The sequence below is a fragment of the Anabaena sp. 54 genome (assembly GCF_017355725.1).
Lineage (GTDB): Bacteria > Cyanobacteriota > Cyanobacteriia > Cyanobacteriales > Nostocaceae > Dolichospermum > Dolichospermum heterosporum.
Window position 1 is genome coordinate 46791 of the sequence record NZ_JAAVWA010000011.1, and the last position, 15262, is coordinate 62052.

Annotated in this window: 13 protein-coding genes and 1 pseudogene; 5 read left to right on the forward strand and 9 right to left on the reverse strand. The window is 38.8% G+C overall.

The window, feature by feature from the left end; translation table 11 throughout:
- Positions 1-35: 35 nt before the first annotated feature.
- The 4 genes from HEQ36_RS12615 to HEQ36_RS12630 all read right to left on the reverse strand — a co-directional run bounded on the left by HEQ36_RS12615 (position 36) and on the right by HEQ36_RS12630 (position 6050).
- The gene (locus tag HEQ36_RS12615) at positions 36-878 is read right to left on the reverse strand and encodes a nitrate ABC transporter ATP-binding protein (RefSeq protein WP_039200832.1); all 843 of its coding nucleotides are present in this window, start codon (positions 876-878) and stop codon (positions 36-38) included.
- Positions 879-1158: 280 nt separating this feature from the next.
- Positions 1159-3165 (reverse strand): nitrate ABC transporter ATP-binding protein, encoded by a 2007-nt coding sequence (locus HEQ36_RS12620; RefSeq protein ID WP_053540028.1) that lies wholly within the window; start codon positions 3163-3165, stop codon positions 1159-1161.
- 406 nt (positions 3166-3571) lie between these two features.
- Positions 3572-4411 (reverse strand): nitrate ABC transporter permease, encoded by an 840-nt coding sequence (gene ntrB, locus HEQ36_RS12625; protein WP_053540027.1) that lies wholly within the window; start codon positions 4409-4411, stop codon positions 3572-3574.
- 265 nt (positions 4412-4676) lie between these two features.
- Positions 4677-6050, reverse strand: a complete 1374-nt coding sequence (locus tag HEQ36_RS12630) for a CmpA/NrtA family ABC transporter substrate-binding protein (protein WP_168636553.1) — start codon at positions 6048-6050, stop codon at positions 4677-4679.
- Positions 6051-6922: 872 nt separating this feature from the next.
- On the opposite strand from HEQ36_RS12630, the gene HEQ36_RS12635 reads away from it, so the two are divergent.
- The 3 genes from HEQ36_RS12635 to HEQ36_RS12645 all read left to right on the forward strand — a co-directional run bounded on the left by HEQ36_RS12635 (position 6923) and on the right by HEQ36_RS12645 (position 9849).
- Positions 6923-7363 (forward strand): ubiquinol-cytochrome c reductase iron-sulfur subunit, encoded by a 441-nt coding sequence (locus tag HEQ36_RS12635; protein WP_168636552.1) that lies wholly within the window; start codon positions 6923-6925, stop codon positions 7361-7363.
- Between the two features lie 409 nt (positions 7364-7772).
- Positions 7773-8702, forward strand: a complete 930-nt coding sequence (locus HEQ36_RS12640) for a LysR family transcriptional regulator (RefSeq protein WP_168636551.1) — start codon at positions 7773-7775, stop codon at positions 8700-8702.
- A 109-nt stretch (positions 8703-8811) separates the two neighbouring features.
- Positions 8812-9849, forward strand: a complete 1038-nt coding sequence (locus HEQ36_RS12645; RefSeq protein WP_053540024.1) for an anthranilate phosphoribosyltransferase family protein — start codon at positions 8812-8814, stop codon at positions 9847-9849.
- A 52-nt stretch (positions 9850-9901) separates the two neighbouring features.
- Here the strand turns inward: HEQ36_RS12645 and panD are convergent, their stop codons facing one another.
- The 5 genes from panD to HEQ36_RS12670 all read right to left on the reverse strand — a co-directional run bounded on the left by panD (position 9902) and on the right by HEQ36_RS12670 (position 14311).
- The gene (gene panD / locus HEQ36_RS12650) at positions 9902-10291 is read right to left on the reverse strand and encodes an aspartate 1-decarboxylase (RefSeq protein WP_168636550.1); all 390 of its coding nucleotides are present in this window, start codon (positions 10289-10291) and stop codon (positions 9902-9904) included.
- A gap of 256 nt (positions 10292-10547) precedes the next feature.
- Positions 10548-11066 carry an inorganic diphosphatase gene (locus HEQ36_RS12655; protein WP_027404163.1) on the reverse strand — a complete coding sequence of 173 codons (519 nt, stop codon included), beginning with the start codon at positions 11064-11066 and terminating at the stop codon, positions 10548-10550.
- A gap of 717 nt (positions 11067-11783) precedes the next feature.
- Positions 11784-11972, reverse strand: coding sequence for a hypothetical protein (locus HEQ36_RS12660; RefSeq protein ID WP_053540023.1), 189 nt, complete (start codon positions 11970-11972; stop codon positions 11784-11786).
- A gap of 203 nt (positions 11973-12175) precedes the next feature.
- Entirely contained in the window at positions 12176-12967 is a 792-nt protein-coding gene (locus HEQ36_RS12665) for a DUF4231 domain-containing protein (protein ID WP_168636549.1), read from the reverse strand.
- 165 nt (positions 12968-13132) lie between these two features.
- Positions 13133-14311 (reverse strand): MFS transporter, encoded by a 1179-nt coding sequence (locus HEQ36_RS12670; protein WP_168636548.1) that lies wholly within the window; start codon positions 14309-14311, stop codon positions 13133-13135.
- A gap of 155 nt (positions 14312-14466) precedes the next feature.
- Here HEQ36_RS12670 and HEQ36_RS26015 point away from each other — a divergent pair, with 155 nt between their 5' ends.
- Positions 14467-14610, forward strand: a complete 144-nt coding sequence (locus tag HEQ36_RS26015; RefSeq protein WP_199924287.1) for a hypothetical protein — start codon at positions 14467-14469, stop codon at positions 14608-14610.
- A 523-nt stretch (positions 14611-15133) separates the two neighbouring features.
- Positions 15134-15238: pseudogene (locus HEQ36_RS12680) on the forward strand (ATP-sensitive inward rectifier potassium channel 10); the annotation flags it as partial.
- Positions 15239-15262: the final 24 nt, after the last annotated feature.

A 15262-nucleotide genomic window follows, 5' to 3' on the forward strand; every position in this document is an offset into this window, starting at 1 on the left:
GGAATATAGGCGAACATTAGTTCGCCCAAAATATCCTAACCAACATCATCATGAGCGAAACGGTTAAACAAGAAATCTAAGGCATAATTTCGCAGTTGATAATATTGAGGATCTTCCATAATTCTCGCTCTATCTCTAGGGCGAGAAAAAGGAATTTCCATCACTTCCCCAATTTTTGCATGAGGTCCATTGGTCATCATTACCAACTTATCAGCCAAAAATAAAGCCTCATCAATATCATGGGTAATCATCAAAACTGTACAACGATTATCACCCCAAATCTTCAACAATTCTTCTTGCAATTCTTCCTTAGTAATTGCATCTAACGCCCCAAAAGGTTCATCTAAAATCAACACTTTCGGCCGAATAGCCAAAGCCCGGGCAATAGAAACCCTTTGTCTCATCCCCCCAGACATTTGCATAGGTTTCTTTTCCATTGCATCAGCTAAACCCACCATTGCTAAATGATCTCTGACAATAGCGCGTTTTTCTGCTTCTGGCTTAGTTGGATAAACTGCATTTACAGCTAAATAAATATTTTCAAATGCTGTTCTCCAAGGTAGTAAGGCGTAGTTTTGAAATACGACCATTCTATCTGGACCTGGTTTTGTAATAGGTTGTCCTTCTAATAAAACTTGTCCAGTGGTAGGAAAGTTGAAACCGGAAACCATGTTTAATAAAGTTGATTTACCGCAACCAGAGTGACCGATAACGCAAAGAAATTCCCCTTGTTCAACGTTGAGGTTAACACCATCGAGAACTGTAAATGGTCCATTTTTAGTGGGATAAACTTTACAAACATCTTGGATTTGTAAAAACGGTTGACTGCTAATTGTGCTAGTAGCTGTGTTGGTAGTTCTCAAGTTACGGTTTTGCATTTTAAATTTTTAGTTTTGAATTTTTTTAATAACTCGTTCCCAGTCTCCGACTGGGAATGCTATCAAGAGGCTCTGCCTCTGGTAAAATGAAGGCAGAGCCTTCTATACTTCATTCCCATACAGAGTATGGGAACGAGGAAAACGAGGAACAGAGTATGGGAACGAGGAAAAGACCCGCTCGTTTCCCACTTACCGCGAGGTCTTATGATGAAAGATCCCCGACTTCTAATGTGATGATGTCAATAAATCATGAATCTTTAGTAGAAGTCGGGGATCTGGTTTAAGCTGCAATTTTACGCGGTGCATCAAGAACAACTTCTGCGACGGAAAAATCGCGTTTAATTTCTAAACTGGTGAGATAGGCAAAAGGATCATCAGAGTTGAAAGGTTTACCATCAAATAATTGAATTGGTTGACGAGTGTAGCTAATATCTAAACCTAATTCTCTAGCTGCGGTACTAAATACACCAACTCGACAAACTCTTTCCACAATTTCTACCCAGTTGCGAGGAAAGGGCGTTTCTCCCCATCTTGCTAATTGTGTCATGATCCAGATTTGTTCGGTTCTGCTAGGACGATTAATAGCAGAATCAGAATAAAATTGATGATGGGCATACTCGCGCATGGGATGATCTAAATCACAGGTATTAATGCCATCAGGATCTTCAATTTGGATAAAATCAATGTCGGTGCTGACATAATCCCGACTTGCTAAAATTTGTCTAACTTCTTGGGCATTTTGGGGATCAGCACAATATTGACAAGCTTCTAATAATGATTTGGTTAAGGCAATATGAGTGTTTGGATATTTATTTGCCCAGTTTTCCCGTACTCCTAAAACCTTACCAGGATGTCCTAACCAAACTTCTAAATCTGTGGCAATGGTAAAGCCTGAACCTTCAACTGCTGCCCGATAATTCCAAGGTTCACCTACAGAATAACCGTCAATAGTTCCACCTTTTAAATCTACTACCATTTGAGCAGGAGGGATATTTTTCATAACCACATCACTGTCGGGGTCAATTCCACCTGCTGCTAACCAATAACGTAGTAATAGGTTGTGCATGGATGCGGGATGAACTACTCCCATTCTGTGTGTTTGTTCGCGGGTTTTTAGGAGATAATTTTTGAAGTCGGATAAGCTATGTACACCTTCGTCATAAAAACGTTTGGCTAAGGTAATGGCGTTACCGTTGCGAGTCATGGTTAAGGAGGTAACTACTGGTAATGGTTCGTTTTTATTGCCTCCTAAAGATAACCAAATTGGCATTCCTGACGGCATTTGTGCCGCATCTAAATAACCCCCAGTGATGCCATCAACGACTCCGCGCCAGTTGCTTTCTCTGACTAAGGAAACTTCATCTAAACCATGTTTGGTGAAAAAGCCTTTTTCTTTGGCTATAGCTAATGGCGCACAAGCTGTAAGGGGTAAGAAACCGATTTCTAAATTAACTTTTTCTAAACCATGACGGGCAATATCTGGAGTTTTTCTTGCCCGAATTTTTTTGATGCGTTTTTGTTGGTTAAGGAAGTAAATCATTTCACTTCGCAAGGTGTAGTAGCTGGGATGTTTTACTACTTCCATGCGTTTGCGAGGACGAGGAATATCAACTTCTAAAATATCGCCAATTTTTGATTCTGGTCCGTTGGTTAACATGACAATTCTGTCAGATAACAAAACGGCTTCGTCTACGTCGTGTGTCACCATAACGGCGGTAACTTCGTTTTCTTCACAAATTTGCATTAATTGTTCTTGCAAATTCCCGCGAGTCAGTGCGTCTAATGCACCGAAGGGTTCATCTAATAGTAATAGTTTAGGACGAATTGCCAAGGCGCGGGCTATAGCTACCCGTTGTTTTTGTCCACCTGATAACATCCCTGGTTGTTTATCAGCATGGGGACGCAAACCAACCATATCTATGTGTCTATCAATAACCGCTTTGCGTTCGGCTGCGGGCATTCCATGCAATACTGAATCTACCGCTAAGGCGATATTTTCTCTTACTGTTCGCCAAGGTAAAAGCGAATAGTTTTGAAATACGACCATTCTATCTGGTCCTGGTTTTTTAATTCTTTGTCCTTCTAAAGTGACTAAACCTTCTGTTGGTAAATCCAAACCGGCAATCATATTTAAAAGCGTGGATTTACCGCAACCAGAGTGACCGATAAGAGAAACAAATTCGCCTTTTTTAATTTGGAGGTCAATACCTTTGAGGGCGATATATTGACCGCCACCAGTTAATTCAAAAACTTTATCAATTTGCTCAACGCCAACAAATATAGACATAATTTTGGTAATTGTTAGTTGTTAGTTGTCAGTTGTCAGTTGTCAGTTGTCAGTTGTTATTTCTTTGTTATTAACTAATGACCACTGACTAAGTAGGTAAACACAATAAAACCAATCTTTGTAAAGAAAAGTAAAATCGCCCAAACCCTCTTCACTCTTGCCTTTTGCCTTTTGCCTCTTGCCTTGCCATAACGACAATTTTTAATGCTAACCTACTTAATGACTAAGAGGGTGTTTGAAAAGTTATGATTGCTGTATCAAATATTTTACCCCTCCCTAACCCTCCCCTTATAAAGGGGAGGGAACTAGATTTTTATTGTTTCCCCCCTTTACAAGGGGAAAGGGGGTAACAATGTGATGAAAATTACGGGATACCACTTTTCAAACAACCTCTAATGACTAATAACTATTTCTGTTCACTTGGTAAAATCCAGTTTTGTAATGCAGCCATGAGTTTATCTAGGATGAGACCAACAACACCGATATAAACTAGTGCCAAAATTACTTCACTAACGTTGTTATTTTGATAAGCATCCCAGATAAAAAAGCCGATACCAACAATACCGGACATCACGATTTCTGCCGCAATAATCGCTAACCAAGCCAAACCAATAGCAATTCTTAAACCTGTAAAAATGTAGGGTAATGCTGAAGGAATTAAGATATTAAAGAAATACTCTTTTTTAGAAAGTTGCAGAACTTTAGCAACGTTGTTATAGTCTTGAGGAATTTGAGTTACACCCACCGCAGTGTTAATGAGAATCGGCCAAATTGCGGTGATGAAAATTACGAATAATGCGGCTGGTTCGTTTTGGCGTAATGCTGCTAGGGAAATAGGAACCCAAGCTAAAGGAGGTACTGTTCTTAATAACTGAAACAAGGGATCTAAAGCTTTTGACATGGTTCTATTAACACCAATCAAAACACCCAAGGCAATACCGACAATCGCTGCTAATGTATAGCTAATAGCAACCCGTTGGAGACTAGCCCAGATTTGCCAAAAAAGTCCTTTATCAGTGCCTCCTTTGTCATAGAAGGGATACAAAATCAAGATCCAAGTGTCTTGAATAACTTGAATTGGTCCGGGTAATGTTGCCCCTGGAGTCCAAGAAAATAGTTGCCAAATAGTTAAGAAAATTAAAAGGGCAATAGCTGGGGGGATAAGTTCAGGAAGTTGTTTCTGTAAACTTGATAAAAGTTTATTCTCTAATTTAGGGCTTGTGGCACGTTTTTGGGCTATGGTCATGGATTTTTCCTCTAATTTATGAATGATTAATGGGTGTTTTGTGAAAATTAAATTTGCATTTTAAAAATCCGTGTAGAGACGTTCTAAGTAGTGAGACAGAATTAATACACAATGTCATTGCGTAAGTCTTGCGTGGCGTTAGCCATATGGAACGAAGTGAAATGAAGCAATCGCAAGGGTTGTGATTGCTTCCCTTCGCTCGCAATGACTGTAAATATTTTTGTCCAATTACTTATGTCTCTACATTTTCAGGCAGGTCTATTGATTAAACACCTACTTTTTTAATTTTTAAACTCTTGAGATATTCTTCTGGTTTTTCAGGGTCGAATTTGACTCCATCAAAAAACTCTTCAACTCCACGAGATGTACTAGTGGGAATGTCAGCAGCAGGTATTCCTAATTCTTTAGCTGCTTCTTTCCAAATATCTTCGCGGTTCACTTTTTTGATTAATTCTTTAGCTTTAGCTGCACCATTGGTAATGTAATCTTTGGGTAAGAATCCCCAACGCACATTTTCGGTGATGAACCATAAATCATGACTTTGGTAAGGATAGGAAACGCTGCCTTTAGCATCTTTCCAATAATAAGCAGCCATTGATTTATCATCAATTGTTCGACCATCACCCATGTCATATTTACCTTGGTATGGGTCAGCCAGAACTGCTGGGGAAGATAAACCAAAATACTTTTTAGCGGCGAGAATTTCTGCGGCTTCTTTGCGGTTATCAAAGTTATCTAGCCACTGTTGGGCTTCCATGACACCTTTTAATAAGGCTTTTGTGGCTTTGGGATTTTGGTCAACCCAATCACCTCTCATGGCAAAATATTCTTCGGGGTGATTTTTCCAAATTTCGGCTGTTAATGCCGCCATGAAGCCGATTTTGTCGTTAACCAGACGAAATGGCCAGGGGTCGCCAGTGCTGAAAGCATCCATTGTCCCGGTTTTCATGTTGGCGACAGTTTGCGCCGCTGGAACTGTCAGCAATTTGACATCTGTATCCGGGTCAATGCCACTTGCTGCTAACCAATAACGAATCCATAAGTCTTGGTTAACGTGAGGGAATGTGAAAGCTGCGGTGAAGGGTGTGGAGGATTTGAGTTGGGCAAATAGGGGTTTAGCCGCATCGAGTTTTAAGCTAATACCTTTCCCTAAATGTTTGTTGGCGATCGCAATGGCATTACCATGAGTAACTAACTGGGCAAGAACATACATGGGTATTGGTTTATTACCCTTAGTAATTTTTCCTTCTGTAATTAAGTGTGGCATGGGCATTTGCCATTGACCACCATCAATACCACCACCAGCAGAACCAATTTCTACGTTGTCTCTTGCTGAACCCCAAGAAGCTTGTTTAGAAATTTCGACATCTGACATCCCATATTTCTGAAAAAAGCCTTTTTCTAAAGCAATTATTAATGGTGCAGACTCAACAATGGGAATATATCCAAGTTTAACTTTTGTCGTTTCTGGTTTTTGTTCGGCACTAATATTAGCTACTGCTTGAACACCAGATTTTACAGAATTACCAGTGGTTTCTGGTGGGTTTCCTAAACAGCCTTTCAGTAATACGGCACTGGCAGAAACTCCAGCAGTGACAATAAATTTACGGCGAGTAATTTGATTCAAAAAGTCGGACATAACTAAATCTCCTACATTTACAAAGTTATTTTTTAGCCATAATTAGACATTAAAATTCAAGCAAAATCATAATATTTTCTTGCTAATGCCATAAAAGAATTGCCTTTTCTAGATAAAAAAGCTGATTTAGGTATGGGGGCAAAGTTTAATTACTTTGGGTTTTTGGGTAAGATGGAAAACAACCTCTGAACCAATTAAAATCAGTTTACAGGTTTTTTTGGGAAATGGATCAACTTGGCAAGGTAATTATTAAATAAATATTAGATTAGACATATAAGTAAAAATTTATAGTCTGGACTTAATTTTGTGACAAGTTATTAATATATATTGCTTGATTGATGATAACGATTATTCTCAACTATGATTTCCGTAATTTTAGGTTGATTTAATCACATAAAACAGGAGAGAAATAGACCATCCTGATGTTAACTATAGAATGACATCTTCATCCATAGATAAATTTGATGATAACCATTTTTGATAATGGAGAATTACTACAGTAGAATTCAGGAGTCAGGAGTAAAACTGGCTTTGTGTATATATAAGTAGGTTGGCGTTAAAAATTGTCGTGATGGGAAGGGAACTCCAAAAGAGGTTTTGGGCAACTTTACTTTTCGTTACATATTACTCTTACAGCAGTTGCAGGTTGAATGCAATACAATTAAGGGCGCAGACCCTGCGCCCCTACAGGATTGGCGATGAAACTTTGTACCTCATAACAGCAGGAGGTGCTGTATGAGAAGCCGCTCCGCGTCTACAGTTTTTTCCGTTCACCTACTTAGTTATAGGAAGGGGATTATAGCTAAACAATGACAGGATCAACCTTTGCCAGTGATAATAGACGAAAAATCACATACTGATTACCAGCAAATATGAAACGTCGTGAATTTATAAATTGGGTGGGATTAGGTTGTTTAGCTAGTTCCTTACCTATCGCAATTGCAGCCTGTTCTCCCGAAACCAGTACATCAGCTAATCCTGGATCTAATGCTGCTACTAAAGGCTGGCAAAAGGTGGGTACGGTGGCACAATTAGACAAAACTGGTCAACTATTGGTGGAAAATTCCCCAATTGGTGCAGTATTAGTGGTTGGCACATCTAAAACCGCAAAAAATTTGATTGCTGTGAATCCAACTTGTACTCATCAAGGTTGTACGATCGACTGGAAAGCCAAAGAAAGCAAATTTGTTTGTCCCTGTCATGGAGCAAAATTTGCTCGTGATGGCAAGGCACAAGACGGACCCGCTAAAAAACCACTGAAAACCTACCAAGCCAAAATTGAAGGTAGTTCTGTCTTAGTCCAAGCAACTTGATCTTCCTAAAGAATTTTATATAGCAGGAAGTAGGGGCGCAGGGCCTGCGCCCAGTTAGTACAAGTCCTGCGCCCAGTTAGTACAAGTCCTGCGCCCAGTTAGTACAGGTCTTGCGCCCAGTTAGTACAAGTCCTGCGCCCAGTTAGTACAAGTCCTGCGCCCAGTTAGTACAGGTCTTGCGCCCAGTTAGTACAAGTCCTGCGCCCAGTTAGGAGTCAGAAAAACATTCTTCTCCCTGTTCCCTGCTATATAAATCGCTATACAACACATCAATTCAGTATTCGCAAGTATTTTTGCTAATTTGGTTATGTAAATTAAATACTAGACAATTAATTAAATTAAATTAAAATTATACAAATAACCCGTTAAATTAATAAGAGCTATAATTTTATACTTAGGTTAAATCAAAATGCGTCTAGAGCAGTTGCAAGCCTTTTTGGCGATTGTTCAAACTGGCAGCTTTCAACAAGCAGCAAAACAATGTGGTGTGACTCAATCAACCATTAGTAGGCAAATTCAGGCATTAGAAGCAGATTTAGGGATAGAACTATTTCATAGAACCTCCCATGCCAAATTAACGTTAGGTGGTGAACGATTACTTCCTCGTGTACATAAAATCTGCCAGGAATGGGAGTTGGCTACACAGGAATTAACAGATTTAATTGGAGGAAAGCAACCAGAACTATGTATTGCGGCAATACACTCAGTTTGTGCTTCTTACTTACCACCCGTGTTACAAAAGTTTTGTCATCATTATCCAGATGTCCAATTGCGAGTTACATCATTAGGAAGCGATCGCTCTCTGAAAGTCCTCAAAGATGGTTTGGTAGACTTAGCAATTGTCATGCACAATCGCTTTCTGATCACAGGTAAAGAAATGGCTATAGAATTCCTATACGAAGAACCCATAGAAGTCCTCACCGCAGCCAATCATCCCCTAGCTGAATATGAATCTATCCCCTGGTTAGAGTTAATTCGTTATCCTCAAGTAGTATTTAAGGATGGTTATGGAATGCAACGTCTGATTCAAGATAAATTTGAACAGATGAAAACTACACTTAAAACAGCTTTAGAAGTAAATACCCTAGATGCCTTTCGGGGGGTAGTTCGTCAAGGAGAACTCATTGCCTTACTTCCCCAGTCAGCACTCATAGAAGCCAGATATGACCCCACTCTGGCTGTCCGTTCCCTCTGTGAAAATAGTAATTTACGTCATAATTCCCCCCTGACTCGTCAGGTAGTCATGGTAACAACTCAAGATCGTCTCCACATTCCTCCCATACAATATTTTTGGCAACTTGTCAAGGATAATATTCCTGGAAATTCTAGCAAGAGTTAGGAGTAAAAGAGAATTGTGGAAGGAGTTTCATGATCAATTTGAGCCTATACAGCACTTTTCCTTTAAAATTGCCTTTTTCCACTAACAACTGATAATTAACAACTAACAAATGACTAATAAATTTCGGGAATTTATCCAAAAAGTAGGTAGTGGAAGTCACACATCAGATCATTTAACCCGTGCTGAAGCAGCTACTGCGACAAAAATGATGTTATTATCTGAGGCGACACCAGCACAAATTGGCGCGTTTTTAATTGCCCATCGGATTAAGCGCCCTACTGGGGAAGAGTTAGCAGGAATGTTAGATGCTTACTATGAACTAGGTCCAAAATTGTCGGCAATAGCCCAACCTGTCATCGTTTTGGGTATGCCCCATGATGGCAGAACCCGTACTGCACCCATCAATATCATTACGGCTTTGTTATTAGCTACTGCGGGTCAACCTGTAATTATGCACGGCGGAGATCGCTTACCCACAAAATATGGTTTACCTTTAATCGAGATTTGGCAAGGTTTAGGAATAGATTGGACTGGTTTATCACTGGAACAAACCCAGGGGATTTTTGAAGAAACAGGAATTGGCTTTATTTACACACCCAAACATTTTCCTTTAAATCAAACTCTGTGGGAATATCGTGATCAATTGGGGAAACGTCCACCATTAGCAACAATGGAGTTAATTTGGTGTCCATACATGGGGGAAGCCCATATTATTGCCGGTTTTGTTCATCCACCCACGGAAGCAATGTTTCAAGCCGCTTTAGGATTACGTGGGATGACAAAATATACTTTTGTTAAGGGCTTAGAAGGTAGTTGTGACTTACCACGCGATCGCACAGCCATTGTCGGTTTATCTTCATCAAATCCAGAAACATTAACCCGTCTGCAACTTTCACCCCGTGAATATGGCTTTACTACTAAAAATGTTCCTCTAACTACTACAGAAGAACTCATTCAAGATATGCAAGGGGTTTTGATAGGAAAAGCCAGCGAATTAATGCAAACAGCCCTCTGGAATGGTGGTTTTTACCTATGGCGCAGTGGGATTTGTCCAGATATGCAAGCTGGTATAGACAAAGCCGCCGAATTAATTACCAGTGGTCTATTAGCTGCTAAACTGCACCAAATCAAGATGTTGCTGAGTTAAATTTATAATCCATTCTTTCTTCTAACTCCTGACTCGGTGACTCCTACTATTCCTAATTAATCCGCTTACTAAGCAGATCATCATAATATCGCACTTCTAATAGCTGGTTTTTTTCACCCACAATGACAACAGTAGGAGAGTAACATTTTAACTCTTCCATAGTAAACTGCCCGTAAGTCATTATAATCAAGCGATCGCCAACTACGCCTAAACGTGCGGCTGCTCCATTCAATTCAATAGCTCCTGAATTAGCTGGAGCGGATATGGCATAAGTAATAAAACGCTCGCCATTAGCAATATTCACTACTTGTACTTGCTCGTAAGGGAATATACCAGCTTTTGCCAAGAGAACCTCGTCAATACTAATACTGCCCACATAATTAATATTTGCCGCTGTGAGTGTACAGTTATGAATTTTTGCTGATAAGAGAGTGCGCTGCATTTGATTTTAAATTTTTTTTTGCAACCAGTGAGAGATGGGGGAATGAGATCAGTAGGTTCTTACTAATTATTCCAGAATAATCGGTTTAAGTAGTCAGACAGAATTAATTACACAATGTCATTGGGAATGGAAAGAAGTGAAATGAAGCAATTCCAAGGGTTATGATTGCTTCCCTTCGCTCGCAATGACTGTAAATATTTTTGTCCAATTACTTAGTGGGTAATGAGTAATTCACATTACCATCACCCATAGTCTATTATGCTTTAGCTTTAGCTGCTTGAATGAACTTTTCTACTAAGGGGGCTACCTTATCAACATCCTGCCAACCGAGAATTTGTGTTACCTTTTTTTCCAAATTTTTATAACTACGGAAAAACTCGGCAATTTCTTCCAGTTTATGAGGGGCTATGTCTTTAAGGGACAATACATGAGCATAGCGCGGATCTTTATCGGGAACACAAAGAATTTTTTCATCGCGATCGCCACCATCAATCATTTCCAAATAACCAACCGGTCTAGCGGCAATAACGCAACCGGGAAATGTTGGCTCATCCATGATCACCATACCATCTAACGGATCGCCATCATCAGCCAAGGTATTGGGGATAAAACCATAATCATAAGGATACTTAACTGAAGAATAGAGAACCCGATCTAGGGCAAACGCTTGTAAATCCTTATCGTATTCGTATTTATTTTTACTTCCACCAGCAATTTCAATCAGGACATTAATTACACCTGGCTTTGGTTGGGCGGGAATCAAAGATAAATCCACAATAAAACTCCTTTACTAAAAGTGAATCAGCGGTAGCAGCCATTTTCGCTCCCAGTGTAAGATCTTAAAACATTGTGGATCTCTTCCTCAACATTCCTTCTAAAATACTGGTAAATTTCATAAGAGAAATCCACAAAAAAGATGATCCTAGTGCTTACGCATTGACAAAGTTTTCTAAATATGTAATGTAGATTTTATCTCTTGTAGGGTGCGTCAGACCCAATAATTTGGTAAAAAACAGATTTCCTCTATCTGACGTGGTTGGTGAGCTTGCCGAACCACACCCTACTCAATATGTAATGTGGATTTTATCTCTTGTAGGGTGCGTCAGACCCAATAATTTAGTGAGGGACTTCCAAGAAATAAATTATCCTGATTAACGAACCACGGAGGCGCAGAGGACACAGAGGAATAAGGGTTTGAGAGATTTTTGCGTTAGGTGGTTTATCGGTTGTCAAGAGATTGCTTCCTTTCACTCGCAATGACAACTCATGCAGCACAGGTTTATTAGAGACTTCCAATCAAAAAAATATCCCAAAATTTCTTGTGGTGCGGGACGAATTGCCCGCTAATCATCAAGGACGGGCAAGGATGCCCATCCCACAAAATTGGATCATTTTTTTTGTGGAGTTCTCTAAATGACCCACAAAAAAGGCTCAAGAAGAAAACTCCCTACCCCTAATCCTCTGCTTTAAGTCTTAAATTCTGCTGTATATTCTAATCTCCACGAATAGGTAGATTGTAAGTTAAGGATGGTTGATTGTTTTCAACATTAACAGAAGAATAGTGGGCAATGATAAATACTGGTAAAGTGAGAGTGATCAAAGCGATCAGTGTTCCCACGATGTCTGCCAAACGCTGGGAATATGTATCGGAAGAATTGGCAGACGGGCTATTTAAATTCATACAAAGTTGCAATTAATTCAGAATCACGAGTAGGTTGACTCTCTGGAAAAGAGTGTCTATACTATTCTAACTATTTTTTTACAATAAAGCGTAATGTCAGGGATAACTGACATTTTTGATCATTCAGAAATTCCGTAGGGGCGCAGGGCTTGCGCCCAGAAATTGATATGTCCTGCGCCCCTAAATTGGTGATTACACCAAAACTATACAGCTACTTTTTGTGCTGTAGTTGATTCTTCAGATTGTGGAGACTCTTGTTTTTCTTGATTTCCCTGTTCTGAATCACTGTTTGGTTGAACTAGTTGGAGGTGAATATTATTCACTTGATTAATAAATAGTTCTATTGCCTGACTTACTCTTTGTTGTTGTTTACCTTCTTCTGAAATATCATAACAACGATAGGCTGGACTAATTCCCAAAATAAACTTTTCCTGTTCAGCTTCTAATAATTCAACGGCTTTGTTAGCAGCCATCCAATTTTTCTCAAAAGGAAATGAGGTAACGATACTAGCAACAATGGAAGCAACGGCTGGGCAAATAACAGGCAGCCATTTTAACCAACTTTGTCCTGCCTCTAATTTATCTACCAACACTAAAATTGGTGTTACACCTGACAAAATAACGGTAGAAATTTGCAAAACATAGTAAAGAGTTCTGGCAAGATTTCGAGAACTTTTATAGTCGTCAATCAACTCTTGACAATATTCTAAAGCTTTGGCTCGTGCTGGTAAAACTGTATTATAGTCCAATGTAGTACCATTGCTTAATAGAGATGTATAGAGTTCAGCTTTTTTGGAAAGGTCAGTTTTTTGTGATTCCTTTTTAGCATTATTTACCGATTGTCTATTGAAAAGAAATAAACCAATAGCAACGGTTAAAGCAACGGAGGCAGCAGTTACATATTGTGGATTACTAGAATCAACATAAATAATGAAGCCTGATGTTATCGCAACTGCGGCTAACAAGTAATCAATCAACTTGAAAAAAAACAACATATTTTTGCCTGGTGTAGTTATTGGGATAATGTTGAATTTGTGACTGAGAAAAGTTGTTGCAAAATGGTACTTTTACAATTACAAACAATGATGTATATTACACGAAAGTAACAAGATTGACAAGGTGTACTAACTGTCAATATTGTCAATAGTATAATTTAACGCTTAAATAGCCCTGCTATATCTTTTGCGCGTACCTATGGCTAAGGTTAAAACCAAAAATGTTAAACCTCCTGCTAGATATAAAGGATAGCCATAAGTGATGGGTTGGGATTGGTGAACTATCATCCCCGCAATCACTGGACCAATACCGTTGGAAATACTTAAATAGGATGCGTTTAATCCTAATACAGTTCCCTGATCTTGTGGTCGAGCATTGAGAGAAATCAATGTACTAATCATGGGTTGGACTAGGGCATTAAAAAGCGCAAATAGGATGCTAACTACAATAAAATAATTGATGCTAGGCCAAACAGGCATTAACAAAAATGATAAACTGCGAACAAATAAGCCTAAAAATAATATCTTGACAACATTAAATTTACGACTGAGGACAGATACTCCCCAAGTTTGCATGATTACTCCTAATGTGCCAAAAACTAAAAATAAGAGTGTTAAAGATTTATTATTTTGATGTAAAACTTGGATAAAGTATGGTTGAAAGGCATAGGTGAACATGGTAAATGTTGTCCCGGTGCAAAAGTTAATGAATAATAAAATGCCAATTCCTGGCATGGCAAATCCTTTAATTAAATTTTCTAACCCTAAATCAAAGATATTCGTAGCCTTTGGAGATTTATTTTGTAAGGTTTCTGGTAATAAGAAGATTGTCATTAACATCGCTATCATAGCAACTGCACCGGAAACTAAAAATGCCGTTCCTAAAGAAATTTGCTGTGCTACTAAACTCATAACTGGACCAACAATAAATCCTAATCCCATCGCCGCACCATAAATCCCAAATGCCTGAGCGCGATTTTTTTGGCTGGTAACATCAGAAATAACGGCTTGGGCAACTGAAGCATTTCCACCTGTGATACCATCTAAAAATCTGGCGAAAAATAGTAATATTGCTGTTGTGGCAGTTCCTGCGATAGTATTAGCAATTACTGTTCCTGCTAAACTGATTATTAATAATGGTTTCCGCCCAAATCTGTCGGAGAGTTTACCAATTACAGGAGTGGCGAAAAACTGAGCAATAGAATATGTTGAGAATAATAAACTGGTTTGGAAATCATTTAAACCAAATTGTTTACCATAAAGATAAATTATGGGGATGAGAATTGTAAAACTCAGGGAATTAATAAAGGCAATTAAGGCGGTAATCCAAAAAATTCGATTCATTTTTGATTAAATATATTTATCTTTAGTCATCTTACCATTGACCAGACTTTTACTTACTGCTCATAAAATTTAAATTACAGAGATTTCTTTGCAAGCCAGAAAAACACTTGCATTCACGAGTTCATATTCAAATCCATAATGGACAATTCAAAATTATGGGTATGGGTGCATGGCATTCCTATTGGTATGATCCTTCCCATCTGTTACTGACGATTCCTTGGATTGGCTTTTTTTTGCCGATTTGTGGCGCTTATGTAGCTATTACAGCAGTTTGCGATCGCTTAGGGACTTCCAATTAAAAAAATACCCAAAAATTTCTTGTGGTGCGGGCTGAAAAGCCTGTTAATCATCAAGGACAGGCAGGATGCCCATCCCACAAAATTGGGTAATTTATTTTTTGGTGTTCCCTTATTGGTTAGGAGGAAATTGTATTGCTAAGGGACTTCCAAATAAAAAAATACTCAACCACCTAACGCAAAAATCTCTCAAACCCTTATTCCTCTGTGTCCTCTGCGCCTCTGTGGTTCGTTAATCAGGATAATTTATTTCTTGGAAGTCCCTAATGCTAAACCAGGTTCTTTTTTAGATGCTTTTTTCTTTATCTTGGACGGTAATGCACATTATTGATGAGTCCAGTCCTCTGTATGGGATAACTTCAGCATTATTAAGCTAACATCAGGTTTTGCTGATTGGGATTGATGAAACTCATTACCCGTCAAAATAAATTTGACGAACTACTAGGGGTAAAGCAAGAGCTAAATCCCTACAAATCTAGGTTTTTCGTAATTTTCCAAAAGTCCATATTTCAACCATGTTGAGTATAATAAGATTTTGTGGAATCATCAATTTGTAGATATTATGTACCATACGCCTGATGGACATCGTTACTGTGACTATACACATTTTCACGATGTCTTACCAGTTTAATTGATACTGTTTAAGTTACGGTAA